Source organism: Qipengyuania sp. YIM B01966, from assembly GCF_016461955.1.
Classification (GTDB): Bacteria; Pseudomonadota; Alphaproteobacteria; order Sphingomonadales; family Sphingomonadaceae; genus QFOP01.
In genome coordinates this window covers 438,743-463,833 of the sequence record NZ_JADMNM010000001.1, presented here as the reverse complement: position 1 = coordinate 463,833, position 25,091 = coordinate 438,743, and the positions used below count along the sequence as shown (strand labels likewise).

Annotated in this window: 24 protein-coding genes, 2 tRNA genes and 1 pseudogene; 12 read left to right on the top strand and 15 right to left on the bottom strand. The window is 66.4% G+C overall.

The window, feature by feature from the left end:
• Positions 1-11: 11 nt before the first annotated feature.
• The 3 genes from ILT46_RS02350 to serS are packed head-to-tail and all read right to left on the bottom strand — an operon-like array spanning position 12 to position 2,874.
• A complete protein-coding gene (locus tag ILT46_RS02350) occupies positions 12-827 on the bottom strand; it encodes a M23 family metallopeptidase (RefSeq protein ID WP_199502994.1) in 816 nt (271 codons plus the stop codon).
• Positions 824-1,594, bottom strand: a complete 771-nt coding sequence (surE, locus tag ILT46_RS02345) for a 5'/3'-nucleotidase SurE (protein WP_199502993.1) — start codon at positions 1,592-1,594, stop codon at positions 824-826. The genes ILT46_RS02350 and surE overlap by 4 nt, the downstream gene beginning before the upstream one ends.
• Positions 1,594-2,874 carry a serine--tRNA ligase gene (gene serS, locus ILT46_RS02340; RefSeq protein ID WP_199502992.1) on the bottom strand — a complete coding sequence of 427 codons (1,281 nt, stop codon included), beginning with the start codon at positions 2,872-2,874 and terminating at the stop codon, positions 1,594-1,596. The genes surE and serS overlap by 1 nt, the downstream gene beginning before the upstream one ends.
• A gap of 118 nt (positions 2,875-2,992) precedes the next feature.
• Between serS and ILT46_RS02335 the strand changes: the two genes are divergently transcribed.
• The 3 genes from ILT46_RS02335 to ILT46_RS02325 all read left to right on the top strand — a co-directional run bounded on the left by ILT46_RS02335 (position 2,993) and on the right by ILT46_RS02325 (position 5,946).
• Entirely contained in the window at positions 2,993-4,345 is a 1,353-nt protein-coding gene (locus tag ILT46_RS02335; protein WP_199502991.1) for a sulfotransferase family protein, read from the top strand.
• Positions 4,342-4,593 carry a hypothetical protein gene (locus ILT46_RS02330; protein WP_199502990.1) on the top strand — a complete coding sequence of 84 codons (252 nt, stop codon included), beginning with the start codon at positions 4,342-4,344 and terminating at the stop codon, positions 4,591-4,593. The genes ILT46_RS02335 and ILT46_RS02330 overlap by 4 nt, the downstream gene beginning before the upstream one ends.
• A 204-nt stretch (positions 4,594-4,797) precedes the next feature.
• On the top strand, positions 4,798-5,946 hold the full coding sequence (locus tag ILT46_RS02325) for a tyrosine-type recombinase/integrase (RefSeq protein ID WP_199502989.1): 1,149 nt from the start codon (positions 4,798-4,800) through the stop codon (positions 5,944-5,946).
• Between the two features lie 439 nt (positions 5,947-6,385).
• Here ILT46_RS02325 and ILT46_RS12085 read toward each other — a convergent pair.
• The 4 genes and pseudogenes from ILT46_RS12085 to sppA all read right to left on the bottom strand — a co-directional run.
• A pseudogene (locus ILT46_RS12085) lies at positions 6,386-6,502 on the bottom strand (IS5/IS1182 family transposase); the annotation flags it as partial.
• A gap of 84 nt (positions 6,503-6,586) precedes the next feature.
• Complete coding sequence (locus ILT46_RS02315; protein WP_233396894.1) at positions 6,587-6,826, bottom strand: hypothetical protein; 240 nt, start codon at positions 6,824-6,826, stop codon at positions 6,587-6,589.
• Positions 6,827-7,445: 619 nt separating this feature from the next.
• Positions 7,446-7,520, bottom strand: a tRNA-Val gene (locus ILT46_RS02310).
• A 75-nt stretch (positions 7,521-7,595) separates the two neighbouring features.
• Entirely contained in the window at positions 7,596-9,476 is a 1,881-nt protein-coding gene (gene sppA, locus ILT46_RS02305) for a signal peptide peptidase SppA (protein ID WP_199502987.1), read from the bottom strand.
• 109 nt (positions 9,477-9,585) lie between these two features.
• On the opposite strand from sppA, the gene ILT46_RS02300 reads away from it, so the two are divergent.
• Together ILT46_RS02300 and ILT46_RS02295 are read left to right on the top strand one after the other, a co-directional pair.
• Positions 9,586-10,632 carry an aspartate carbamoyltransferase catalytic subunit gene (locus tag ILT46_RS02300; protein ID WP_199502986.1) on the top strand — a complete coding sequence of 349 codons (1,047 nt, stop codon included), beginning with the start codon at positions 9,586-9,588 and terminating at the stop codon, positions 10,630-10,632.
• Positions 10,629-11,855 carry a dihydroorotase gene (locus ILT46_RS02295; protein WP_199502985.1) on the top strand — a complete coding sequence of 409 codons (1,227 nt, stop codon included), beginning with the start codon at positions 10,629-10,631 and terminating at the stop codon, positions 11,853-11,855. Before ILT46_RS02300 ends, ILT46_RS02295 begins: the two co-directional genes overlap by 4 nt.
• Positions 11,856-11,861: 6 nt before the next feature.
• Here the strand turns inward: ILT46_RS02295 and ILT46_RS02290 are convergent, their stop codons facing one another.
• From ILT46_RS02290 to ILT46_RS02280, 3 genes are read right to left on the bottom strand one after another with little or no spacing between them, the layout of a single operon-like run.
• Positions 11,862-13,298, bottom strand: a complete 1,437-nt coding sequence (locus tag ILT46_RS02290; RefSeq protein ID WP_199502984.1) for an SPOR domain-containing protein — start codon at positions 13,296-13,298, stop codon at positions 11,862-11,864.
• Positions 13,299-13,323: 25 nt separating this feature from the next.
• Positions 13,324-13,938: a hypothetical protein gene (locus ILT46_RS02285; RefSeq protein WP_199502983.1), complete on the bottom strand. Its 615-nt coding sequence runs from the start codon at positions 13,936-13,938 to the stop codon at positions 13,324-13,326.
• A 31-nt stretch (positions 13,939-13,969) separates the two neighbouring features.
• A complete protein-coding gene (locus ILT46_RS02280; RefSeq protein ID WP_199502982.1) occupies positions 13,970-14,689 on the bottom strand; it encodes a ParA family protein in 720 nt (239 codons plus the stop codon).
• Between the two features lie 177 nt (positions 14,690-14,866).
• On the opposite strand from ILT46_RS02280, the gene ILT46_RS02275 reads away from it, so the two are divergent.
• A complete protein-coding gene (locus ILT46_RS02275) occupies positions 14,867-15,835 on the top strand; it encodes an SPOR domain-containing protein (RefSeq protein WP_199502981.1) in 969 nt (322 codons plus the stop codon).
• An 88-nt stretch (positions 15,836-15,923) separates the two neighbouring features.
• Positions 15,924-17,213 carry a DUF418 domain-containing protein gene (locus tag ILT46_RS02270; RefSeq protein WP_199502980.1) on the top strand — a complete coding sequence of 430 codons (1,290 nt, stop codon included), beginning with the start codon at positions 15,924-15,926 and terminating at the stop codon, positions 17,211-17,213.
• A 13-nt stretch (positions 17,214-17,226) separates the two neighbouring features.
• On the opposite strand, the gene ILT46_RS02265 is transcribed toward ILT46_RS02270, so the two are convergent.
• Together ILT46_RS02265 and der are read right to left on the bottom strand one after the other, a co-directional pair.
• Entirely contained in the window at positions 17,227-17,736 is a 510-nt protein-coding gene (locus tag ILT46_RS02265; RefSeq protein WP_199502979.1) for a DUF2721 domain-containing protein, read from the bottom strand.
• Positions 17,736-19,136 carry a ribosome biogenesis GTPase Der gene (gene der / locus ILT46_RS02260; protein ID WP_199502978.1) on the bottom strand — a complete coding sequence of 467 codons (1,401 nt, stop codon included), beginning with the start codon at positions 19,134-19,136 and terminating at the stop codon, positions 17,736-17,738. Before der ends, ILT46_RS02265 begins: the two co-directional genes overlap by 1 nt.
• Before the next feature lie 112 nt (positions 19,137-19,248).
• Here der and ILT46_RS02255 point away from each other — a divergent pair, with 112 nt between their 5' ends.
• The gene (locus ILT46_RS02255; RefSeq protein ID WP_199502977.1) at positions 19,249-20,007 is read left to right on the top strand and encodes a CHAP domain-containing protein; all 759 of its coding nucleotides are present in this window, start codon (positions 19,249-19,251) and stop codon (positions 20,005-20,007) included.
• A gap of 3 nt (positions 20,008-20,010) precedes the next feature.
• Here the strand turns inward: ILT46_RS02255 and ILT46_RS02250 are convergent, their stop codons facing one another.
• The gene (locus tag ILT46_RS02250) at positions 20,011-20,328 is read right to left on the bottom strand and encodes a DUF3297 family protein (protein ID WP_199502976.1); all 318 of its coding nucleotides are present in this window, start codon (positions 20,326-20,328) and stop codon (positions 20,011-20,013) included.
• 66 nt (positions 20,329-20,394) lie between these two features.
• On the bottom strand, positions 20,395-20,604 hold the full coding sequence (locus tag ILT46_RS02245; RefSeq protein WP_199502975.1) for a hypothetical protein: 210 nt from the start codon (positions 20,602-20,604) through the stop codon (positions 20,395-20,397).
• 177 nt (positions 20,605-20,781) lie between these two features.
• On the opposite strand from ILT46_RS02245, the gene ILT46_RS02240 reads away from it, so the two are divergent.
• Positions 20,782-20,866, top strand: a tRNA-Leu gene (locus ILT46_RS02240).
• Between the two features lie 64 nt (positions 20,867-20,930).
• On the top strand, positions 20,931-22,508 hold the full coding sequence (gene tig / locus ILT46_RS02235) for a trigger factor (RefSeq protein ID WP_199502974.1): 1,578 nt from the start codon (positions 20,931-20,933) through the stop codon (positions 22,506-22,508).
• A gap of 55 nt (positions 22,509-22,563) precedes the next feature.
• Here the strand turns inward: tig and ILT46_RS02230 are convergent, their stop codons facing one another.
• Positions 22,564-22,752 (bottom strand): YgaP family membrane protein, encoded by a 189-nt coding sequence (locus ILT46_RS02230; protein WP_199502973.1) that lies wholly within the window; start codon positions 22,750-22,752, stop codon positions 22,564-22,566.
• A gap of 129 nt (positions 22,753-22,881) precedes the next feature.
• Here ILT46_RS02230 and ILT46_RS02225 point away from each other — a divergent pair, with 129 nt between their 5' ends.
• Together ILT46_RS02225 and clpX are read left to right on the top strand one after the other, a co-directional pair.
• A complete protein-coding gene (locus tag ILT46_RS02225; protein WP_199502972.1) occupies positions 22,882-23,601 on the top strand; it encodes an ATP-dependent Clp protease proteolytic subunit in 720 nt (239 codons plus the stop codon).
• A gap of 137 nt (positions 23,602-23,738) precedes the next feature.
• Complete coding sequence (clpX, locus tag ILT46_RS02220; protein ID WP_199502971.1) at positions 23,739-25,001, top strand: ATP-dependent Clp protease ATP-binding subunit ClpX; 1,263 nt, start codon at positions 23,739-23,741, stop codon at positions 24,999-25,001.
• Positions 25,002-25,091 lie beyond the last annotated feature (90 nt).

Genomic DNA, 25,091 nt, shown 5'->3' with positions numbered 1-25,091 from the left:
CGCCCTTGCCGTTAGCGCCGCCCCAGCAACGGTGCGGGGTCAACCGGCTGCTGGTTGCGGCGGATTTCGAAGTGCAGCTGCGGCCGCTCAGCCTCGCCCGCCTGCCCGGCCAACCCGATCCGCTCGCCCGCACGGACGATTTCGCCCTGGCTGACGGTAACGCGCGCCAGATGTCCGTAAAAGCTCGTCCAGCCCTGACCGTGATCGATTGCCACCACCCGGCCATAGCGGCCCGGCACCGCGCCCGCCGAGACCACCGTGCCGCCGGCTGCCGCGCGAACCATGTCGCCGGTATGAACTGCGTAATCGACCCCGTCATGGCCGCCGCCATCGGCCCGGCTTGTATAGCCGAGGCGCACCGTCCCATCATGGGGCCGGCGAAAATACGGCCGATGCGGGGCCGCCGGGGCATCGGCAACGGCTGCTGCGGCGGCGACTGCGGCGGCAGCACGGGCGGACGCAGGCAGGACCGCCGGGATGATCAACGTCTGCCCCGGTCGCAAGCGGTATGGTTCGACAAGGTTGTTGGCGATTGCCAGTTGGCTCAGCGTTACGCCGTTGCGGTGCGCGATGCCGAGCAGCGTTTCCCCCGCGCGCACGCGGTGCGCCCGCTGGCGCGGAATGAGCAGCCGCTGCCCCGCGCGAACATCATAAGGTTCGACAAGGCCGTTGGCGGCGGCAATCGCTGCGGCCGGAACGCCCGCCCGGTTGGCAATGCCGCCCAGCGTTTCGCCCTCGGCCACGACATGGCTGCTCTCCCTCGCCGGATCGCCGGCTGCGGCCATCACCAGCAGCGCCAGAGGCGCGATCACGGCAGCGCGGATCATGCGCCGAACCGGTCGGCCAGATTGCCGAGCGAGGAATGGTGCGTGAGGTCGAGCTGCAAGGGCGTCACCGCGACATAGCCTTCATCGATCGCCTCCAGATCGGTGCCGTGATCGAGCGTGTGCTCGATCGCTTCCAGCCCGAACCAGTAATAGGTCTGGCCGCGCGGGTCACGCCCTTCGACCACCGAGCCACGCGCATAGTCGTGAAAGCCCTGGCGCACGGCGCGGATGCCCTTGACCGCGTCGGCTGGCACCGGCGGGAAGTTCACATTGACCAGCGTGCGCCGGGCCAGCGGCGTATCGAGCAGCGGGGCGAGCACCTTGGCACCCCAGCCGCGCGCTGCGGAGAAAATCTCGTGATTGCCCCCGCCGCGCCCTTCATGCGGCATCACCTGGCTCAGCGCGATCGAACGGACCCCGGCCAGCGCGCCCTCGATCGCGGCCGAGACGGTGCCCGAATAGGTAATGTCGTCGGCCAGATTGGCCCCGCGATTGACGCCCGACAGGATCACGTCGGGCGCCGTATCGAGCGCCTTGCGCAGACCCAGCGTGACCGCGTCGGTCGGCGTGCCGCTGACCGAAAAGCGCCGGTCATCGTGGCGCTTCATGCGGATCGGCCGGGTCAGGGTGAGCGCATGGCCCATGCCCGACTGCTCTTCGCTTGGCGCGCAGACCCAGATATCGTCGGTGAACTGGCGGGCGATTGACTCCAGCACTTCGAGGCCGGGGGCGTAAATGCCGTCGTCATTGGTGATCAGGATGCGCATCAGCCGGCCGGCTCCAGCCGTGTGACGCCGCCCATATAAGGGGCGAGGGCAGGCGGCACCGAGATGCTGCCATCGGCCTGCTGATAATTTTCCATCACCGCCACCAGCGTGCGCCCGACTGCGAGGCCCGAGCCGTTGAGCGTGTGGACAAAGGCGGTGCCCTTCTCGCCCGCCGGGCGGTAGCGGGTGTTCATCCGCCGCGCCTGAAAATCGCCAGTGTTGGAGCAGGAGGAGATCTCGCGCCAGGCATCCTGGCCGGGCAGCCAGACCTCGAGATCGTAGGTCTTGCGCGCGCCGAAGCCCATGTCGCCGGTGCACAGCAGCATCGTGCGATAGGGCAGGTCGAGCGCTTCCAGCACGCCTTGGGCGCAGGCGAGCATCCGCTGGTGCTCCGCCTCGCTGTCTTCCGGGCGGCAGATGCTGACCAGTTCGACCTTTTCGAACTGATGCTGGCGGATGAACCCGCGCGTATCGCGCCCCGCCGCGCCCGCCTCGCTGCGGAAGCACAGCGTATGCGCAGTCAGGCGCATCGGCTGGGCGAGCTCGGGCAGGATCTGGCCGGCGACCGATGCCGTCAGGCTGACCTCGGAGGTCGGGATCAGCCAGCGGCCATCGGTCGTGCGAAACGAATCCTCGGCGAATTTGGGTAGCTTGTCGGTGCCATACATCGCCCCGTCATTGACCAGCACGGGCGGGTTGCACTCGGTATAGCCATTGGCGTCAATATGCCGGTCAAGCATGAACTGGCCGAGCGCGCGGTGAAGGCGCGCAATCGGGCCGCGCAGGAAGGTGAAGCGCGCGCCGGACAATGCCGCCCCGGTTTCGAAATCCATCCCCAGCGCCGGGCCGAGGTCGGCGTGTTCCTGCGGCGTGAAATCGAACTGGCGCGGTGTGCCCCAGCGGGCGATCTCGCGATTGGCCTGCTCGTCCGCGCCTTCGGGAACGTCATCGGCGGGCAGGTTGGGAACGACCGCCAGCGCCGCGTCGAGCGCCGCGCCGGCGTCGCGCTCTTCCGCCTCAAGCTCGGGGAGTTGTTGCTTGATCGCGGCAACTTCGGTCTTGAGCGCTTCGGCTTCGTCCGCTGCGCCGCTGGCCATCGCCTGGCCGATCGCCTTTGACGCCGCATTGCGCCGGTTCTGTGCCTCTTGCGCCTCGGTTGCCGCAGCTCTGCGCCGCTCGTCGAGCGCGATCAGTGCCGCTGCCTGTGGTGGCAGACCCCGCCGCGCGAGCCCTGCATCGAACGCTGCCGGATCGTTCCTGATGGCTCGAATATCGTGCATGGGCGGCGCTATCGGGCCAGGTTCATTCCTTGTCCAGTATGGAACAGCCACCAAGCAGACGATTGAATCGCGCCCGTGCGGTGGTTATCGCGCGGGGACGGGCCAGCACGGGGGGGCAATGCAGAGCAGCGAAAGCCAACCCCCGCGGCGAACCCCGTTTATCTCGCTGCTGGATGCCGGCCTGCGCGCGGGCCGCGCGACCGGGCTGATGCGCTCGCCGGTGCTGGAACGCGAGGCGCTGATGGCCGATGCGGCGCGCGTCGCCGGCCTCGACGATTTCGGCGACGCTTGGTTCACCGGCCCGTTCGAGGTGCTGCTCGATGCCGTCCGGCACGAGGCGCGGCTGAACGCTGCGGGCGAATTTGCCGCCATTCAGCAGTTTCGCAAGGTGCTGGTGGACCGGCTGTGGGCGCAGCAATGGTTTGCCCGCCATCCCGAGATCCTCGCTCGTCCGCTCAAGCGGCCGGTGGTCATTGTCGGCCCGATGCGCTCGGGCACCACGCGGATGCACCGGTTGCTCGCGGCCGACAGGCGGTTCAGCCATCTGCGCAGTTTCGAGACAATAAGCCCGGTGCCGCGCCCCGATTTCGAAGAGGTTCTCGCCGGGCGCAAGGCCGATTTTCGCCCGGTACTGGCAGCGCGGATCATGCAGGTCGCGCGCCTTGCAAATCCGCGCACGCTGTCGATCCACCCGACCGGCCCGTACGAACCGGAAGAAGAGCTCGGCCTGCTGGTGGCGAGTATGTACGGGATGAAGCACGAGGCGCAGTGGCAGATCCCTGCCTATGCGCGCTGGTGCGAAGCGGCCGATGCAACGCCCGCCTATGCCTATCTCGCAGATCTGCTGCGGCTGATCGGCTGGTCGCAGCAGGTGTCGTCGATAAGGCCATGGATATTGAAGACGCCGCAACATATGCTCGACCTGCCGGCGCTGCTCGCCGTGTTCCCAGATGCCCGTCTGATTTTCACGCACCGCGCGCCAACCGCCATCGTCGGCAGCGCCGCATCGCTCGCCTGGAACCAGACGATCATTTACTCGAACCATGTCGATCCCGCGCAGATCGGCGCGGAATGGCTGCGCAAGACGGGCCTTCAGATTGACCGGATGCGTGCCGCTCGTCAGGCTGTCCCCGCACACCGCCAAATCGATGTCCAGTACGAGGATATGGAGCGCGACTGGCGCGGGACGATGAACCGGGTCTATCGTTTCCTCGAACTCGACATCGGACCCGCCGTAGCCGGGATGGAGGCCTATATTGATCGTTCGCGCGCGCTGAAGTCGCGTCCGCACAGTTACAATCTCGGTCAGTTCGGCCTCTCGCGTGAGGCCGTGCGCGCGCGTCTGGGTGACTATGCAGACGAATTCGGCGTTCCCGAGGAAGGCGGGGCGCACGCTGCCGCCTGTTCGCCGCGCCACGCCGGAACATGCCTGGCCACCGCGTGTTGTCGTCCCGAAGGAGATTACACGTGATTGGTAAGATTATCGGTGCCTATGTCGGCGACAAGATCGCCCGTCAGACTCACACTGTCGGCGGCCCCGCCGGCGCGGCCTTGGGTGTCGTAGCAACAACCATGCTCCGCCGCATGAGCCTCCCGGCGATGATAGCGCTCGGGGCGGGCGGCTATGTCGCCAAGCGTTTCTTCGACCAGAAAGAGCGCGAAGGCGCTGGTCAAGCTGGCGTGAGCGGCCGGGCACCCGTCATCAAGCCCGCGGAATGAGCAAACCGGGGCGGCCCAAAGGGTCGCCCCGCTTTGATGTCTGAAATGGTGGGCGCGGCAAGGATTGAACTTGCGACCCCACCCGTGTGAAGGGTGGGAATAACGCAAATCTGCGGTTTTTCGAAATGAGAAAATCTAGTAAAAACAGCGGATAGCGCCCGTCGATGTTCGCTGCTGTCCACCCAAGTTTTTCATGTTTTTTTCATGGATTTTAGGATAGCGATTCCGGATACCAGATTTGAGCCGCATTGGCATCGTCTACGCCAAGGGGTCTACCTTGGCTATAGGCCATCGAAGAAGACCGACGGCGGCACGTGGTTTGCTAGATTTTACGACGCGGACCGCAATCGCAACCAGCGCAAGCGGCTCGGCGATTACGGCACGCTTACCGGTCATGACGTCTTCAAGCAGGCCAAGAACGACGCTGAGGCGTGGGCGGCAACTGTGGAGTCCGGCGGCGAACTCGCCCGCGATATGGTGACGGTGAAGGATGCCTGTCTCGCCTATCTGGAGGAGAGGCCCAATTCCATCGCTGAAGGTGTGTTCCGAAGACATGTCTACGATGATCCCATCGCCAAGGTGAAGCTCGACAAGCTTCGGCGGCACCACTTGCGCAGCTGGCGCAAGCGGCTGGAAAAGGCGCCCGCCTTGTTGACCCGGACCAAGGAAGGTGAGAAGCGCTGGAAGGAACGAGCGAGATCGACGGTGAACCGCGACATGGTGCCATTGCGCGCGGCGCTGGGGCGTGTACTCACGGTCGGCTCCCCCAATACCGATGCAGCATGGCAGGAGGCCCTTAAGCCCCCCAAGGGTGCCGACAAGCGCCGAGAACTTTATTTGGACAAGGCTGAGCGCAAGAGACTGATCGATACCGCCTGCGCGGAAGTGCGGCCGTTCCTAATGGCGCTATGTCTCCTGCCATTGCGTCCCGGCTCGCTTGCAGGCCTGGTCGCGCGTGACTTTAACAAGCGCACCCGGACACTAACAATTGGCAAGGACAAGAACGGCAGCCCGCGGCAGATTTCGTTACCACAAGTGATTGCCAGTTTCCTTGCCGCTCAGGCGAAGGGCAAATTACCAACGGCGCCGGTCTTTGCTCGGCCGTCGGGCGACGCCTGGAACAAGGATACTTGGAAGCACCCAATCAAGGATGCTGTAAGGGAAGCCAACTTGCCGGATGCCGTGTCCGCTTACACATTACGCCATAGCGTAATCACGGATCTTGTGCGCGTGCGCTTGCCGATCCTGACAGTTGCCCAATTGTCAGGAACAAGTGTCGCGATGATCGAGAAGCACTATGGCCATCTTGTGCGCGACGATGCCGAAGACGCGCTGGCGACCTTATTCCTCTAGCATGAGGCCAGCCGACAAGAATCCAGATAGCATCAGTACATTGGACTGGGAGAGAGGATTCGAGACCAGAATAGCTCTCACCCAAAACCACGGAAATCCGCGGTTTTGCAGGATTGCTGTGCCTCTGTGAATCCGTTTTTTGCACCTGTCCAATGCCTATCCTGCATCGGCAGCTTTGCGCCCCGATGTCGGACGTAGCCACCCGAGTTCTTAGCTCCTCAAAGCGGACATTGTCTGGGGTCATTCTGACCTTATCTCAGCCAAGCAGAACAAACCCAGTTGCCGCTCCGGCAGCGACAAGCATCGGGACCACCCAAGCACCCTTTAGCTTCCAGGCGGCAGCCAGCGCGACTACGAACATTGTAGCGATCATGGGCAGGTTGGATGCTCGATTTGCGAGGCTCCCGGCCAGATCGAAAAAGGTGCCCGCAATAATGCCGAAGATGATGCCGCTCACGATACGGCGATCATCGACCCGCGGAATGCCGTGCGACAGAGGGAAATAGGGCTCGATCCGGCGCATCTGCGCCTCGCTCAACAACCACAGATCTGACAACAGCACCACCTCCTCCTTGATGCTGCCATTGAATCAACCGATTGCCTCCCGCGCAAGCGATTTAATGGGTCCTGAACCTAGTTGTCAGGCTACCTTTGCACCAACCAAACGCTCGATGCTTTCGACCGTGATCAGAGTTCGTCTGCCGACTTTTTTCCTGACCAGCGTGCCATCTCGCATAAGCTTGTCGATTGTCGTCCGACCCAACCCAGTCGCCTGTTCGGTCTGAGCGACTGACGCGGTAAGATCGCCGGACCTGATCGGTTGCACGTCTTCCTTCTTTGCCTCGGAAACTTCGATGGATGGAGCGATGCTTTTCGTCATAGCGTGCGCATCGCAGCCGCTAGATTGCTCGGAGGCACAGGCCGGTAAACCCACGCAATACCTATCGAGAACCTTGACGAGCGCAGCTTCGGAAAAGCTGATTCCGGTTATGAGGACTGACGGCAAGCCCCCTGTAGAGGCGATCCTTCTAGCCGAACCGTTCCACCGTTTAGGGCGGCATGAATTTTTCTGATGCTACAATCCTTTCCCAATCTTGGGTCGGAATCTGAGCATCGCGCACTACCTTGCTCGGACCCCCAGCGGGGTCTTATTTCTCGCACGAGAGCATAGGTTTGATCAGACCGGCCGCAGCGAAATCGGCTAGCAAATCATCAGCTTTTTCGAGATTTCTGGACTTAACGAGCTCAATGGCCTTGGCCGGAAGGACTGGTTGATGGGCTGACATGCTTTCTCTCGAGTTTGACGGGGCATGTTTGTCAGCCAATCGTGAAAATGCGGTAACCCTCTGGTTCGCTGCGGCTATGCAGGTCGATCGAGTTGGCGATTGCTTGAAGACTCATCGCGCCGAGGTCCCCGCCGATGTTCGCGGATGTCCACCCAGGTTTTTCATGTTTTTTTCATGGAAACGCTGCCCATCTCTTTTAAGTCATTGAAAAGATGGTGGGCGCGGCAAGGATTGAACTTGCGACCCCACCCGTGTGAAGGGTGTGCTCTACCACTGAGCTACGCGCCCGCCGGCCAGCAAGGCGGCAGGGGCGCGCCTTTGCCATGTACCCGGTGCTTTGGCAACCCGCCGATGACAGGCAAATCATTCAAGCCACAGGCGCTTGAATATGGTCAGTGCATCCTGCGGCGCGTTTACCTTTCCTGGCTGCGGCGGCATCGGGCATTCGAGACAGTATGCTTGCACCCCGCGGCGCGAGAACACTAGCCGCACATCGTCGGCCAGCCGTTCGAGCGCTGCCTGTTCACGCCCTGCCACCAGCGCGAACAGGTCACGCGCCCCCGCATTCTCGCTGCTGTCGCGCATGACCAGGTTTTCCAGCAAGCTGTCGAAGGTCGGCAGGCCGTCGCCCAGATACGTCACCGCATAACCATCCTTGTCCAGCTTAGCCTGCGCAGCCGCCCAGGCGATCGCATCATCGAGATCGCCATACTGATCGACCAGGCCGATCTGGCGGGCGGCGCCCCCATCCCAAACGCGGCCCTGTCCGATCGCATCGACCTGCGCCGCACTCATCTTGCGCGAATAGGCCACCCGGCCGAGGAAATCCTGATAACCATTGGCAATCAGACTTTGCAGCATCGCGTCCACTTCGGGCGTGAACCCGCCGACCAGATCGGGCTGGCCGGACAGCGGCGTGGTCCGCACGCCATCGGCGTTGACGCCCCATTCGGCAGCCAACCGCTCGAAGGTCGGGACGACGGCAAATATGCCGATCGAGCCGGTGATCGTCTCAGGCTCGGCAAAGATGCGCTGGCCCGGTGTCGCCACCCAATAGCCTCCGCTGGCCGCGACATTGCCCATCGATACCGCGACCGGGATCCCGGTCCGCTTGTGGCGCAGGATGGCGAGACGGATCTGCTCGCTGGCAAGCGCCGAACCGCCGGGCGAATCGACCCGCACGACGAGCGCCTTCAAATCATCGTCCAGCGCATCGTCGAGCAATTTGGCGATGCGCTCGCCCCCCGCCGTGCCGGGCCCGGCATCGCCATCGACGATCGTGCCGGCGATTGTCACAACGCCCACTTTGTCGCCTGTTGCCGATGGCTGGGTATCCGCCAGCCAGGGATCGAGTTCCGTGTGGGCAAAGGCGCCCGGCGCATTGTCCCACTCGTCATCGCCAACCAGCCGCGCGACGCGGCGACCGAAATCGACCTTGGTACCGATTTTGTCGACCAGACCGGCCGACAACCCGGCCGTGGCAAGATCGCCTTGGGCGCTGTCGACCCACTCGGCCGGTTGGCCGGTCACCCGTGCCAGATCGGCCTGCGGCCGCACTTTGCGGAAATTGGCCTGCCATTCCTCCCACAGCGCGCCGTTCAGCGCAGTGTAGTTCTCGCGCGCCTCGGGCGACATGTCGCTGCGCGTATAAGGTTCAACGGCCGACTTGTAGGTTCCGACCTTGTAGACCCTGGCATTGATCTTCAACCGGTCGAACAGGCCGCCATAATAGAGGTGCGAGCCGCCGGGTCCGGCGATCATCGCGCCGCCCAGCGGATCGACCCAGATCTCGCTCGCATGGGCGGCAAGCGCCAATCCGTCATCGGCATAGGCCACCGCCCAGGCAAGCACCGGCTTGTTCGCCGCGCGCGCCCGGCCCAGCGCCTCTCCGATATCCTGCAGATGCGCCTGCCCGCCGCCGGTAAATTCCGACAGATCGAGCACGATTGCCTTGATCCGCGCGTCACCCGCCGCGGCATCGATGGCGCGGACCAGATCGCGCGCCTGGAATTCGCGCGCCGGCGCGCTGTCCGACATCAGCACGGCCAGCGGGTCGATCCGTGACTTTTCCTCGACCACCGCGCCATTCAGCCGCAGCAGCAGCGCGCCCTCGCGGACCGGCACCGGGCTGGGCCGCGCGGTCAGCACGGCATAGAGCAGCAGGAAGAACAGCAGCAGGAACACGAGGCTCAGCCCGTCCTTCACCGCAACCAGAAAATGCCATACCTTGCGCGCAAAGGACATCGGACAACCTTTAGAACAGCACTGATCGCCGGCGTATGCGGCGGCAGCGATGCGCGCTACCCGAAACCGCTTGAGCGGTCCATGAGGCTCGATTAAGGGCGTGGCTTTAATGGACCTGCCGCCACCTCCCGCCGCCGATGGCCGCTATCCGGCAGGAGGGCTGGCTTTCCCGCACCGCGACCTGCTGGGCATCGGCCATCTGGCGCGCCATGAAATCCTCTATCTGCTGGACGAGGCCGAACGCTGGGTCGCGCTGAACCGGCAGGCGGCCAAGCGGGTCGATCTCCTGGCCGGCCTCACCATCATCAACGCGTTCTTCGAAAACTCCACCCGCACGCTGCTGAGCTTCGAGATCGCCGGCAAGCGGCTGGGCGCCGACGTGGTCAACATGCACGCCGCGCAATCGAGCGTGAAAAAGGGCGAGACGCTGATCGACACGGCGATGACGCTCAACGCCATGCGCGCCGATGCGATCGTCATCCGCCACGGCTCGAGCGGTGCGGTCGCGCTGATCGCGGACAAGGTCGATTGCCCGGTGCTCAATGCCGGCGACGGGCAGCACGAGCATCCGACGCAGGCGTTGCTAGACGCGCTGACGCTGCGCCATGCGCTGCGCGAGCGGGGCGAGACGGCGGATGATTTCACCGGCCTCAAGGTGACGATCTGCGGCGACATCCTGCACAGCCGCGTGGCGCGGTCGAACATCCTGGCCCTGACCGCACTTGGCGCGGAGGTGCGCGTATGCGCGCCGCCGGCGCTGATGCCGGCCGCGGTCGATCGGCTGGGCGTCATTCCCTACCACGATTTCGCCGCCGCGCTGGCCGGGGCCGATGTGGTGATGATGCTGCGGCTTCAGAGCGAGCGGATGAGCGGGCAGTTCATCCCGTCGGCGCGCGAATATCGCTATCTTTACGGGCTTACGGGCGAACGACTGGCGCTGGCCGCACCCGGCGCGCTGGTGATGCATCCCGGCCCGATGAACCGCGGGGTCGAGATTGACAGCGACGTGGCCGAGATGGACGGCATCTCGCTCATCACCCGCCAGGTCGAGATGGGCGTTGCGCTGAGGATGGCCTGCCTCGACGTGCTGACCCGGCGGGCGCGCGGATTGCCGGGCTGGGGTGATCCGGCGCCGGGCACGGAGCAGTGGGTATGATCGCCGCCCCGCTGACCATTACCGGCGGGCGGCTGGTCCTGCCCGGCGGCATCGAAGACGGCGGCGTGCGGCTGGAGAACGGTCTCATCGCCGCGCTGGGGGAAGTGGCCCCGGCCGAGGGGGACGAGCGGGTCGATGCGCGCGGCGCGCTGATCGCCCCGGCGCTGGTCGATTACGGCACCTTTGCGGTCGACAAGCCGGCCTTCCATTTCGGTGGCATCGCGCGCGCGGCGCTGATGCCCGACCAGTCGCCGCCGCTGGATCACCCGGCACGGGTGCGCTTCGCCGCGCAGAGCGGCAAGCCGGGGCTGTGGGTCCATCCGCTGGCAGCCGCGACGGTGAACCTGGCTGGCGAGCATCTGGCCGAGATCGCCCTGATGCGCGAGGCCGGCGCGCGCGGAATTGCCACCGGGCGCAAATGGATCGCCGATTCCGGCGTCATGCTGCGCCTGCTGCGCTATGCCGCGATGCTCGACCTGGTGGTCGTCACCCATGCGGAGGATGGCGGGCTGGCGGGGACAGCAGCGGCGACCGCGGGCGAAATGGCGACCCGGCTGGGCCTGCCGAGCGCGCCGGCCGAGGCCGAGGCGCTGGCCGCCGCGCGCGACATAGCGCTGGCGGAAATGGCCGGCGCGCGGCTGCACTTGCGGCAGGTGACGACGCGCGCCGCGCTCGATCTGGTTCGCGCGGCCAAGGCGCGCGGGGTCGCAGTCACCGCCGGGGTAACGCCGGCGCATATCATGCTGTCCGACCTCGCGACGGGCGGCTTTCGCACCTTCGCCCGGCTCTCGCCGCCCTTGCGCGCCGAAGACGATCGCCGCGCCGTGCTGGCGGCGCTGGCGGATGGGACGATTGACATCGTCGCCAGCGGCCACGATCCGCGCGGGCCGGAAGACAAGCGCCTACCCTTTGCCGATGCGCTGCCGGGCATGGCCGGGGCCGAAACGCTGCTGCCGGCGGTGCTCGGGCTGGTGCGCGACGGCACGATCACGATGGCGCGCGCCTTCGACCTTGTCGCCGGGGCGCCCGCGCGCTTGCTGGGCGTCGATGCCGGCGTGCTGCGCGTCGGCGCCGCTGCCGATATCGCGCTGATAGATCCCGACCGCCCGTGGGTGGTCGACAGCCGCAAGATGGCCGCCAGTGCCGGCAATACGCCGTTTGACGGGCAGCCGGTGCAGGGCCGGGCAACCGCCCTGTTCAAGGGCGGCGCACGGCTGGTCTGACGGCGCTTAGCGGCGTGCCATGCGGGCCGGCGCGGCGCGCACCGCACCCGGCAGCGGGCTGCCTTCGCGCCAGGCGATGCAGCCGCCGCCTGACGCGCGCACGGTACCACAAACCGAGCGCACGGCGGCCTGGTGCAGCCCGCCGGCCGAGACGCGGTAATAGTTCCGGCCGTTCACCTCTGCGCGGGTTATGACCATCCGGTAATCGCGCAATTGCGGATATTGCCGGCTGTAAATGCCCCAGGCGCGGCGCGCACCCTGTTCGCTGGCGAACGAGCCGAGCTGCACGAGATGCTGGCCGCCCGCGGCGGCAGGCGCAGCGGCGCGCGGCACCGGCCGGACCACGCGGCGCGGCGCAGCGCTCTGCGATGGGGCAGGGGCCACAGTCGCGGCGACGCGAGCTGGCAATTCGCGCATTGCGGGCGCGGCAGCGATCCGCAACGCCTCGGCGGTCTGGGCAGCGAGCGTGGCCGCCGGCTGCGGGGTCGGCATCGCCGGAGCGGCCGCCACCGTGGTGTCGTCAAACTGCGGCACGGGGGCAGCAGGGGCATAAGCGACGGCCGCCAGTTGCGGCGCGGGCGCGGGCGCTTCCATGGGCACCGGCGCGGCAAGCGCGGGCAGTTCCCCGCCCGCCATCTGCGCGGTCGCCGGTTCGCTCGCCATCGGGGCGCCCTGTGCGGCGGCCTCGGCGACCAATTGCTCCATCGCCGGATTATTGGCGAGGGCGAGGCGCGCGGGTTGCCCGGCATCGGCCGTTACCGGCACGTCGAGCAGGCCGGCCATGCGGGCCTGAAACGCTTCGGGCTGGATGGTCCGCGCCCAATGTTCGATCCGCTGGTCAACCTCGCCGGCGGGCAGATCCTGCGAAGCCATCAGCCGCGCGGCGCGCCAATCTCCGGCAAGGGCGTAGGCATAGGCGAGGTTCTGCCGGGTTTTCGGCGTCGCCGCGCCATTGCGCACCGCGTCGGACAGAAGCCCGACACCCTGCCGTGCATCGCCGGCCAGCGCGAAAGCGAGGCCGAGATCGGACGGGTCGAGTTGATCGCGCCAGTCGGTCAGGATCGCGTGCGCACCCTGTCGGTCGCCTGCGCCGATCAGTGCCAGGGCGAGGCTGATCGCGGTGCGCGGGCTGGCATCGCCAAGCGCCATCGCATCGGTGAAGCTGGTCGCCGCCGAACGGAACCGGCCGGCGTCCAGATAGGCCGCGCCGAGCGTGGCGCGGAAGGCGGCGTTATGCGGCTGGGCCTGCACGGCCGCCTCGGCATGGCGCACCGCCTGGCCGGTCGAACCGCGGGCCAGGGCCGCTTCGGCGCGGGCGGCCGAAAGGTTCGCCGGCGGGGCCGCTTTGATCGCGCAGCCGGTCAACAGCGTTGCGGCCAGCGCGGTCGAGGCAACCAGCGCCGTGCGACGACGTGCAAGGCTCTTGTCGGTGGTCCGGGTCATGGTCTGTCCCCCTCTCGAAAATCGGTCAGTCGCGCTTCATGCGCGCGGCAAGTGCGTCGAGTTCGACAAACTCCGCCAGCACCCGGTCAAGCGCCTCGGTCACCAATTGCTGCGCGCTGCAGCCGCGGATCGTCGCCGCAAGACGCAGTCTCAGATGCCGGTCGGCATCGAGCCGAAGGGTGAAAGCGGCGCGGCGCCCGCTGGACAACGCCGAACGGCGAACCGGCGCGGGAGCCGGTGTCGGAGCGGGTGCCGGAGCCGAAGAGAGAGCGGGCGCGGCCGGTTGATCCTCGACCCAGCGTGCCAGCGTTTCGTGCTGACGATGCACCTCGGGCTGCTGAATGGTGGGCTCGGCGGTTAGCGGCTGCTCCGCTGTTTCGGGCTCGCCATAGAAATCGTGCACCGCTTCGGCCGAAGCGGCGTGCGGATCGGGCGCGGGCGTCAACTGCAGCGGGACGGGGTGCTGGCGCGGCTCGTCATCGCCCATGTCGTTCCAGCCCAAATCCTCCAGATTGGCACCTTCGGGAATTGCGCCGCTCAGCGCGGCCAGCGTGGCGTGCTGCGGGCGCATCGCGGGGCGCGCGCCGCCCTTGCGGGCGAGCAGGGCCGAGCTGAGCGAGGCGAAAGCGGGTTCGTTCATGGCCGGTTCGTCGGATTCGGGCACCACCGCCTCACTGCGCGACGCGGCGGCCGAAGCCCCCGGCCGGACGGTGATGCAGGCCGGCGATCGGCGAGGACGCGGCAGGCGCCGCAAACACGGTCCGGCGGAAATTGCGTTCCAGCCGGTCGTAAATATAGTTCCACAGCGCCGCGATCTCGGCCGCGCTGCGGCTTTCGGGATCGACTTCCATCACCGTACGGCCGTCGATCATCGAAGCGGCGAAATCGGTCCGGTGATGCAGCGTGATCGGCGCCACGGTGCCATGCTGCGACAGCGCGACCGCCGCTTCCGAGGTAATCTTGGCCTTGGGCGTGGCGCCATTGACGATGAACACCAGCGGCTTGCCGGCGCGCTCGCACAGATCGACCGTCGCGCCCACGGCGCGCAGATCGTGCGGGCTGGGGCGGGTCGGGACGACGATCAGCTCGGCCACGGAAATCACCGACTGGATCGCCATGGTGATCGCGGGCGGGGTGTCGATCACCGCCAGCTTGAAGCCCTGCTGGCGCAGCACCTGGAGGTCGCTGGCGAGACGCGAGACGGTGGTCTGGGCAAAGGCGGGCAAATCCGCCTCGCGCTCGTTCCACCAATCGGCCAGCGATCCTTGCGGATCGATGTCGATCAGCACGACCGGCCCGGCCCCGGCGCGCTGCGCCTGAACTGCCAGATGCCCTGACAGGGTGGTCTTGCCCGATCCCCCCTTCTGCGAAGCCAGTGCCAATACGCGCAAGGCCGATACCCCCTGAATGTCCCCATCGCCCGCATCCTTGTGCGGGGTCAGGCAGGGAATGCGCCGGATACCCCTAATTTTGGGTTAACGCAGTCTGCCCGCACGGGCCGTTCATTCGGCAAGGTTTCGCTAATGCCCGGTTGACTATAGAACGACGCAAGCTTGAGGATTCCTGCCATGCTGCCGCGTCATTCCATCGTTCCTGCCCTGCTTGCCGCCGCCTTGCTGGCGGCGCCGGCGGCGGCCGATGTGCGGCGCGGGGTCGATGCGTGGAGCGCGGGCGATTACGTTGCCGCCGTGCGCGAATGGCGCGGCTCCGTTGAGGCTGGCGACCCCGATGCCCAGTTCAATCTGGCGCAGGCCTACCGCCTCGGGCGCGGGGTGGCGGCGAATCTGGCCGAGGCCGAGCGCCTGTATGATGCCGCCGCTCGGCAGGGCCATGTGCAGGCGGCGGACAATTACGGCCTGCTGCTGTTTCAGAGCGGCCGGCGCGAGCAGGCGCTGCCCTATGTGAGCGCGGCGGCCGAACGCGGCGATCCGCGCGCGCAATATCTGCTCGGCATCGCCCATTTCAATGGCGACCTCGTGCCGCGCGACTGGGTGCGGGCCTATGCTCTGCTGACGCTCGCCCAGTCTGCCGGGCTGCCGCAAGCCGCCTCGGCGCTGCAGCAAATGGATACGCATATCGCGCTAGAGGATCGCAGCCGCGCGCAGGAATTGTCCAACCAATTGCGCCAGCAGGCCGATGCGCGGCGCGCGAGTGACCTGGCCGCCGTGGATCTCGCGCTGGCCGGGCTCGATCAGCCGTCGGTGCGGACTGCGCGCGCGGCCACCGCGCCGGTGGCCGCGCCTCGACCGGTGCGCGCCCAGCCAGCGCCCGCCCAGCCAGCGCGCGCGCCTACGCCACCCGCCACCGCCAGCGGGCCGTGGAAGCTGCAACTGGGCGCCTTCGCCGTGCGCGGCAATGCCGAGGCGCTGTGGCAGCGCGTGGCGGCCCGGCCGGAGCTGGCCGGCAAGAGCCGGCAATTCGTCGCGCAGGGCCGCGTCACGCGGTTGCTCGTCGCCGGCTTTGACAGCCAGCAGGCCGCCGCCTCGGCCTGCGCCGGATTACGGCGTTCCGGACATGAGTGCCTGGTGACGCGCTGACGCCGGTCGGGCGCGCGCGGCCGCTCGGCGATAGGGGCTGCCGCCGCGCCCGCGTCTGCGCTAGACGCGCGGCAAGGGGGATCTCGCAATGAACGACACCGCGCCGCCAGGTGCTTCGCTCGCAACGCCCGACCAGCCAGCAATGCCGGCTCCGGCAAGCGGGGCGCAGCGGCTGACCAGTCTCGATTTTACGCGCGGCATTGCGGTGCTCGGCATTCTGGCGGCCAATATCGCCGCGTTCGGTCACCCGGTAAATGCGGCCTTCTGGCCCGGCGCCTTTCTGACCGCGCATGACCGCCTGTCCGACTTGCTGTGGGCGGCGCAGTTTGTGCTGATAGACGGCAAGATGCGCGGCCTGTTCACGCTGCTGTTCGGGGCCGGGCTGGTGCTGTTCGTCACGCGCAAGGATGCGGCCGCAGGCGACGGCACCGAATTGCAGGTCCGCCGGCTGATGTGGCTGCTGGTCTTCGGCATGGCGCATTTCTTCCTGCTGTGGCGCGGCGATATCCTGACGCTTTATGCGGCGTGCGGCTTTATCGGCCTCGCCGCGATAGGCTGGCGTCCGAAAAAGCTGCTGCTTGTCGCGGGCCTGGCCTATCTGATCGGCACCTTCCTGCTGTCGCTGATGCTGGGGAGCATGGCGCTGATGGAAGCGGGCGGCTTGCCCGGCGGAGGCGAGGCGACCAACGAGCTGACCAAGGCGGTGAACGAGCTGATCAAGGATGGCCGCGCCGAGCAGGCGATCATTCTGGACGGCAACTGGTTCCAATATGTCGCGCATAATTTCACCAAGCATGGGTCTGACGTCGGCACGCAGCTGATCTTTGCGCTGTTCGAAACCGTACCGCTGATGATGGCCGGGATGGCCCTGTTCAGGCTCGGCCTGTTCGACGGGCGATTGAACCAGGGGCGGCAGATGCGCTGGGGGCTGGCCGGGATCGCGCTTGGCCTGGCGTTGCAGGCGCCGCTCGCCTGGTGGGCGCTCGATCAGGGGCTAGACAAGTTCTATCTGATTAATTTCATCATGGTCGGCATCGGCGGGCTGGCGCGGCTGCCGATGATACTCGGCCTTGCCGCCGTGCTGCCGATTATCGGCGCGCGCGTGCATGGCTGGCTGGGCGAGCGGCTGGTCGCGGCCGGGCGGATGGCTTTTTCCAACTATCTCGGCACGTCGCTGCTGATGCTGTTCGTGTTCCACGGTTGGGCAGGTGGCCTGTATGGCCAGCTGACCCGGCCAGAGCTTTATGTTGTCGTGCTGGGCGCGTGGGGCGTGATGCTGCTGTGGTCGAAAGCCTGGCTCGACCGGTTCCGCTACGGCCCGCTCGAATGGCTGTGGCGCTGCCTGACCTACTGGCAGCGTTTTCCGCTGCGACGCTGAGGAGCCAGCGGCCCTACTCGCTTGCGTGATCGGCCCCGCGCCGCAGGATCGCGCGCGAGATGCGGCGCCGGTCGCGCGGGCTGGCAATGGCGGCGCGCGTTTCCAGCAGGAACAGCAGCAGAGCACCGATGATGAGGCCCATGGTGACGATCCACAGCACCGCCACCAATGTGCCCAGCGGCGGCCTGACAAAGGCGCTGATGAACAGCAGGGCGACCACGCAGCAGATCGTCAGCGCCGCCGAGGCCGAGAGGTTGACCGCCCCTTGCGCCCAGCCGCGCCGCCGGCGAAGCGCCGGCAGTTCCTCGACCAGCCGTCCACCGCGCCCGTCTTCGGCGAGGCCCTCGATCCGGTTGACCCGGTCAACAATCCAGATGAGCCGCGAATTGACCACGTTGAGCAGCGCACCGATCGCCGCCAGCAGGAACACCGGCGCGAGGCTCAGCTCGACGATTTCCTGTACGCGCGCGGTGCTCGACGTGCGGGCGATCAGATCGCCGGCAAGGGACAGCATGTCGAGCATCACTGCGACGCGTAGGGGTTCTTGGCGCTTTTCATCACCACCCGGATCGGCACGCCGTCAAATCCGAGCTCGCGGCGAATGCCGTTGACCAGATAGCGTTCATAGCTGGCGGGCAGCGCATCGAGCCGTGTGCCGAACACCACGAAGCGCGGCGGCCGGACCGAGGATTGGGTAATGTAACGCAGCTTGATCCGCCGCCCGCCCGGCGCCGGTGGCGGATTGGCTGCCAGCGCATCGTCGAACCAGCGGTTGAGCGCGGCAGTCGGCACGCGCTTCGACCAGACCTCGCGCAGCGCGAAGGCGGCGCCAACCAACTGGTCGATCCCGCGCCCGGTGCGCGCCGACACCGACAGCACCGGCACGCCGCGCACTTGCGACAACCCGTCTTCCAGCGCGCGCTTGATCCCGTTGAACAGGGCGCTCGGTTCCTCGGCAATGTCCCATTTGTTGATCGCGATGATCAGCGCGCGCCCTTCCTCGAGTGCGTGGGCGGCGATCTTGAGATCCTGATGTTCGAGCCCGCGCGTCGCGTCGAGCAGCAGCACGACGACCTCAGCGAAATCGACCGCGCGCTGGGCATCCGCGACCGACATTTTTTCGAGCTTGTCGGTCACCTGGGCGCGTTTGCGCATCCCGGCGGTGTCGATCAGCTTGACCGCGCGGGTCTCGCCCGTAGCCGGGTCGGTCCACGTCCAGTCGACCGCGATCGAATCGCGGGTGATGCCCGCCTCCGGCCCGGTCAGCAGGCGATTTTCGCCCAGCATCCGGTTGATCAAGGTCGATTTGCCGGCATTAGGACGCCCGACAATCGCCAGTTGCAGCGGGCCGAGCGGCGCGTCTTCCTCACCTTCTGCCACCGCCTCGGCGCGGGCCGCTTCGGCGGCTTCGAGCGCTTCGGCCTTGTCGCGGATGATCGGCCACAACGCGCCGAAGAGGTCGGCCACGCCTTCGCCATGCTCGGCGGACAGCGCCACCGGCTCGCCAAAGCCGAGGCCATAGGCTTCGAACACGCCGGCCTCGCCCGCGCGCCCTTCGGCCTTGTTGGCGACCATCACCACCGGCACGCCCTGTCCGCGCAGCCAGCGGGCGATTTCCTCGTCAAGCGGCGTGATGCCCGCCCGTGCATCGATCACGAACAGGGCCGCGTCGGCCCCCTCTAGGCTGATCTCGGTCTGCTGGCGCATTCGGCCGGGCAGAGTATCGGGATCGTCATCCTCCCACCCAGCCGTATCGACGATGTCGAATTTCAGGCCTGCAAGCTCGGCCGCGCCGACCCGGCGGTCACGCGTGACGCCGGGCTGATCGTCGACCAGCGCCAGCTTCTTGCCGACCAGCCGGTTGAACAGCGTCGACTTGCCGACATTGGGGCGCCCGATAATGATGACTTGCGGCTGCTGCATGGCAGGTGCGCAAGTGGGCGTTGGCGCGCGCAATAGCAAGCGCACATGCTTATACCTGCGTTAACCATTGCCGGCGAGGTGATCGTAACCCTGTGCCGCCACCTTCGGCCGCATGACCCGCCGCTGGACAGTCTTGGCCCCCATTGCCGCCGTGCTGCTCGCCGGCGCTACCCCGGCGGCCGCGAGCGAACTGCCGCCCTATCTCGAATGCGTCCCCTATGCCCGTGCACAAAGCGGCATCCAGATTTATGGCGACGCGCATACCTGGTGGGACCAGGCCGCCGGCCGCTATGACCGCGGGCGCACCCCGCGGGTCGGCGCGGTGATGGCCTTTCGTCCGCACCGCAACATGGAACTGGGCCATGTGGCCGCGATCAGCCGCGTCGTCGATGCCCGCACCGTGTTGCTCCGGCACGCGAACTGGTCCCCGATCAACGGGCGGCGGGGGCAGATCGAAAATGACGTGATGGCGATCGATGTCTCGCCCGCTAACGACTGGAGCGAAGTAAAGGTGTGGTACGCGCCGCTCCAGGCGCTGGGCACGACCGCCTGGCCAGTGCATGGCTTCGTGTACAGCCGGCCCGGGCGTGGGAATGTACCGGCGGCCAGTCCCGTGCCCCTGGGCGGCCCGACGCGGATTGCTTCGGCAGCACCATCCGCACCACTCCCGGTGCCGTCCGCCGCGGCCAATGCGCGCCCTTCGCGGGCCTTTGCCAGTGCCTTTTCGGGGGCTTTTGGGCGGCCCGCGCCCGCGGGTCACGCGGCCCAGCGTGCTGCTCCTGCCCCACGCGCAGCCGCCGCGCCGCGCGCCGCCGAACGCCGTCAGGGCGACCCGGTGGCCTCCGCCATCGCGCTTTACGACGGGCGGTAGAGCTCAGGCGCGGGCGACGGGTGCATCCTCGCCCAGATCCTCGAACCAGGCTTCGACCGGGCCATTGAGCTTCAGCATCAGCGGCTGACCCTTGCGATCAACGGTCTTGCCGGCCTGCACGCGGACCCAGCCTTCGGAAATCGAATATTCCTCGATGTCGTGGCGCTGGCGGCCCTTGAACCGGATGCCCACCCCGCGGCGCAACACGGTCTCGTCGAAATGCGGCGAGTTGGCGTGCACGCACAGCCGATCGGGCGGCGCGTCGAGGCCGGTGGCGGGGGTGTCGGCTTCGGCCGAAGCCGGCTGGTTCTCATCGCTCATGGCGCGCCCGTTAATGGTCCCGCGCGCCGGCCGCAAGGGGTAGGCCGGCGCGCGGCGAGTCGGCGTTCAGATGCTCTCGATCGCGCCGCCATCGGGGCTGCCGGTGTCCGGCTGCGGAATCTCGATCGGCGCGCCATCGGGATTATCGACGCCCGGCTGGGGCGGGACGATCTCGTCGGGTTCGCGCACCGGGTCTTCCTGCGGCGCCTGTGCAGGCAGCTTTTCGGGTGGCGATTGCGGCTTGATCGTGTCGGGCTTGGGGGGGTGGCTGGCCATCGTGGACGCTCCTTTGCGGGGTGGGCGACCTCAGACCGTGGTGTTGCCTGGGCGCTCCTATCCTGAACGACCCGCCGCGCCGCCCGTTCCGGCCCACGGCGCTTGCCCTTTGGTCAGGGTTCTTCTAGGGGCGCGGGCTTGCCGTGAGGCTCGCCCTCGCGCGGCTTCGTTCGGGTTGCGGGCGTGGCGGAACTGGTAGACGCGCTGGATTTAGGTTCCAGTATCGCAAGATGTGGGGGTTCGAGTCCCTTCGCCCGCACCAGCCCGGCCGCGCCGCGAACCACCGGCAGACAGACAGATTTGACGAGAAGGCAGCAGTTCCCGCCATGCAGATTACCGAAACCGCCAACGATGGGCTGAAGCGCGCGTACCGGCTGACGATCCCGGCTTCCGAAATCGAGGACAAGATCGCCGCCGAGGTCAAGAAGATCGCCCCGCAGGTGCGGATGGCCGGCTTCCGCCCCGGCAAGGTGCCAGCCAATCTCGTCCGCAAGATGCATGGCGAACAGCTGCACGCGCAGGTGGTCAATGATGCGCTGCGCGATTCGGTCGATGCGCTGATCAAGGACCAGCAGCTGCGCCCGGCGATGCAGCCGCGCCTGACGATGGGTGACGGCTACGCACAGGGCAAGGATGCCGAGCTTGATGTCGAGCTCGAAGTGCTGCCCGAAGTGACCGCGCCCGACCTGTCGGGCCTGAAGCTGGAAAAGCTGACCGTGCCCGTCACCGACGCGCAGGTCGACGAGGCGCTGGGCAATATTGCCAGCCAGCAAAAGAGCTATACCGACGCCAAGAAGGGCCACAAGGCGGCTGACGGCGACCAGCTGATCATCGATTTCACCGGCTCGATCGACGGCGTCGAATTCGACGGCGGCAAGGCCGAGGGCGCGCCGCTGGTGCTGGGGTCGGGCCAGTTCATCCCCGGCTTTGAAGAACAACTGACCGGTGCCAAGGCGGGCGAGGAGCGGACCATTACCGTGACCTTCCCGGCCGACTATGCGGCGGAGCATCTGGCGGGCAAGGAGGCCCAGTTCGCGATCACGGTCCAGGCGGTCAAGATCGCGGGCGAAAGCAAGCTGGACGACGATTTCGCCAAGTCGCTCGGCATCGACAATATCGAGGTGCTGCGCGGCCTGATCCGCGGCCAGCTCGAGCAGGAAACCGCCGGTCTGACCCGCACGCAAATGAAGCGCCAGCTGCTTGATATGCTTGCGGCCGGCCACGATTTCGCCGTGCCGCAGGGCATGGTCGAGGCGGAATTCGAGCAGATCTGGCAGCAGCTCCAGCAGGAAGCCGCACGCGACGAAAACCCCGCCGAAGCGATGAAGGAAATCGAGGCCGAGAAGGACGATTATCGCCACATCGCCGAACGCCGCGTGCGGCTGGGCCTGCTGCTGTCGGAAATCGGCCAGCAGAACGGGGTCGAGGTTTCCGGCCAGGAAATGTCGATGCTGATCCAGCAGGCGGCCCAGCAATATCGCGAGGAAGACCGTCAGCGGTTCATCCAGCTGATCCAGTCCGAACCGATGGCCGCCGCCCAGCTGCGCGCACCGCTCTATGAGGACAAGGTGGTCGATTTCCTGTTCGACAAGGCCGAGGTGAGCGAACGGGAAGTGACTCGCGAGGAGCTGGAAGCGGCGATTGAGGCCGAGGAAGGCGCCGCTGCCGCGCCGGCCAAGAAGGCGCCCGCCAAGAAGGCTGCGGCCAAGAAGCCGGCGCTCAAGAAGACTGGCGGGGACGAAGAGAGCACCGGCAAGGATGCCGCCCCGGCGGCGGACAACCCAAAGAAGGCGCCGGCAAGGAAAACGGCACCCAAGGCCGAGGCCGACGACGTCACCGCGGCTGCGGCCAAAAAGCCGGCGGCGAAGAAAACGGCCGCCAAGAAACCGGCGGCAAAGGGCTGACGCGTGCGAGCGGGCGGCGGCCGGCCACCTCGCCGGCCCGCCGCCTGTGGCTTTCCTAGCGAACCCCGCAGGTATTCATCCCCAGCAAGTGGTACAGCGGGCAGAAGCCCACCAGCCCGGTCAGCAGCGGGACGATACCCAGCCAAGTCCACGGCGTATATTGCCCAGTGATCGCCAGATAGAGCAGCACCACGCCGACAAGGATGCGCAGCATCCGGTCAATCTGTCCTGTATTGCGGGTCATTGCGTGCCTCCTGCCTGTTGCTGATACCGAGCCGTAGCAGGGGCGGCCGCCCAGCGGCAGACGGTTAATGCCCTTGCGCAATCGCATCCGAGCCCCGACATAGGCGGCCCATCTTCAAGAGGACTTTTCATGATCGATCTGTTCGGCGGCGACGCTTACGGCACCCAGGGCCAGTTCACCCGTGACCCGGTCACCGGCGCGCTGGTGCCCGTGGTGGTGGAACAGACGAGCCGCGGCGAACGCAGCTTCGACATTTTCAGCCGCCTGCTGCGCGAACGGATCGTGTTCGTCACCAATCAGGTCGAGGACGGCATGGCCAGCCTGATCGTGGCCCAGTTGCTGTTCCTCGAAAGCGAGAACCCGTCGAAGCCAATCTCGATGTACATCAACTCGCCCGGCGGGGTGGTGACGGCCGGCATGGCGATCCATGACACGATGCAGTATATCAAGCCGCGCGTGTCGACCGTGTGCATCGGGCAGGCCGCCAGCATGGGCAGTTTCCTGCTGGCCGCGGGCGAGCCGGGAATGCGCATCGCGCTGCCCAATGCGCGGATCATGGTCCACCAGCCCAGCGGCGGGGCGCGCGGGATGGCCTCGGACATCGAAATCCAGGCCCGCGAAATTCTGCGCATCCGCAAGCGGATGAACGATCTCTACGCCAAGTATACCGGCCGTACGCTGGAGGAGATCGAGAAGGCGATGGATCGCGACACCTTCCTCGAAGCGGAAGAGGCGAAGGAATTCGGCATCGTCGACAAAGTGTTCGAAACCCGCCCCGAAAGCGAGACGACGGGCGAGGGTGACACGGCCAGCGGTGATGCCGGCACCGGCGGTGCGCCCCAGGCTTGAGCAGGCGGCAACCGCCAGACACCAGCAAAACTTTGCCGGGAAAGAGGATTTCCCCGCAGGTTGATTAATGACTCCCCGGCTATAGAGTCGGGCCAGTCCCTGATGCCCTGACGGGCGCGGGATTCGGGAAACGGGATATGACGAAGTTGAGCGGTACCGATAGCAAGAGCACCCTTTACTGCAGCTTCTGCGGGAAGTCGCAGCACGAGGTGCGTAAGCTGATTGCCGGCCCGACCGTGTTCATCTGCGATGAATGCGTCGAATTGTGCAACGACATCATCCGCGAGGAAACCAAGGCCGGGATCGCCGGGCGCAAGGAAGGCGAAGTGCCGACCCCGCTCGATATCTTCACCACGCTCAACGACTACGTCATCGGGCAGGACCGGGCGAAGCGTGTGCTGTCGGTGGCGGTGCACAACCATTACAAGCGGCTGAAGCACAGCGGCAAGGCGGGCGACGTCGAACTCGCCAAGTCGAACATCCTGTTGGTCGGCCCGACCGGCAGCGGCAAGACGCTGCTGGCGCAGACGCTGGCGCGCACTTTCGATGTGCCGTTCACCATGGCCGATGCGACCACGCTGACCGAAGCGGGCTATGTCGGTGAAGATGTCGAGAACATCATCCTCAAGCTGCTGCAGGCGAGCGACTACAATGTCGACAAGGCGCAGCACGGCATCGTCTATATCGACGAGATCGACAAGATTACCCGCAAGGCGGAAAATCCCTCCATCACCCGCGATGTCAGCGGCGAAGGCGTACAGCAGGCGCTCCTTAAGCTGATGGAAGGGACCACTGCCAGTGTCCCGCCGCAGGGCGGGCGCAAGCATCCGCAGCAGGAATTTCTCCAGGTCGATACGACCAACATCCTGTTCATCTGCGGCGGCGCCTTCGCGGGGCTCGAAAAGATCATCGCTGATCGTTTGCAAAAACGTTCGATCGGGTTCGGCGCGCATGTCGCCGATCCGGACAAGCGGCGCGTGGGCGAGCTGCTTGAAAAGGCGGAGCCCGAAGATCTGCTCAAATTCGGCCTGATCCCCGAGTTCGTCGGGCGCCTGCCGGTGATCGCTACCTTGCGCGATCTAGACGTGCCGGCGCTGGTTCAGATCCTCAGCGAACCGAAGAATGCGCTGGTCAAACAGTACCGCAAGCTGTTCGAGCTTGAGGATGTCGAGCTGACCTTCACCGACGATGCGCTGGAAACGATTGCCGAGCGCGCGATCAAGCGCAAGACCGGCGCGCGTGGCCTGCGCTCGATCGTCGAGGGCATCCTGCTCGATACGATGTTCGACCTTCCCGACATGGACGATGTGACCGAGATTGTCGTCGACAAGGATGTGGTCGAAGGCAAGAAAGACCCGATCCGTGTGGTCGGTGGCACGGCCAAGGAAGAAGCCGCCTGATCGGCGCGCCGGTTCCGCTGCTGGCGGCTGCGCTGATTTTCATAGGCGCGCTGCTCGCATCGGGCTGGTGGGCGAACCGGCGCTACCGCC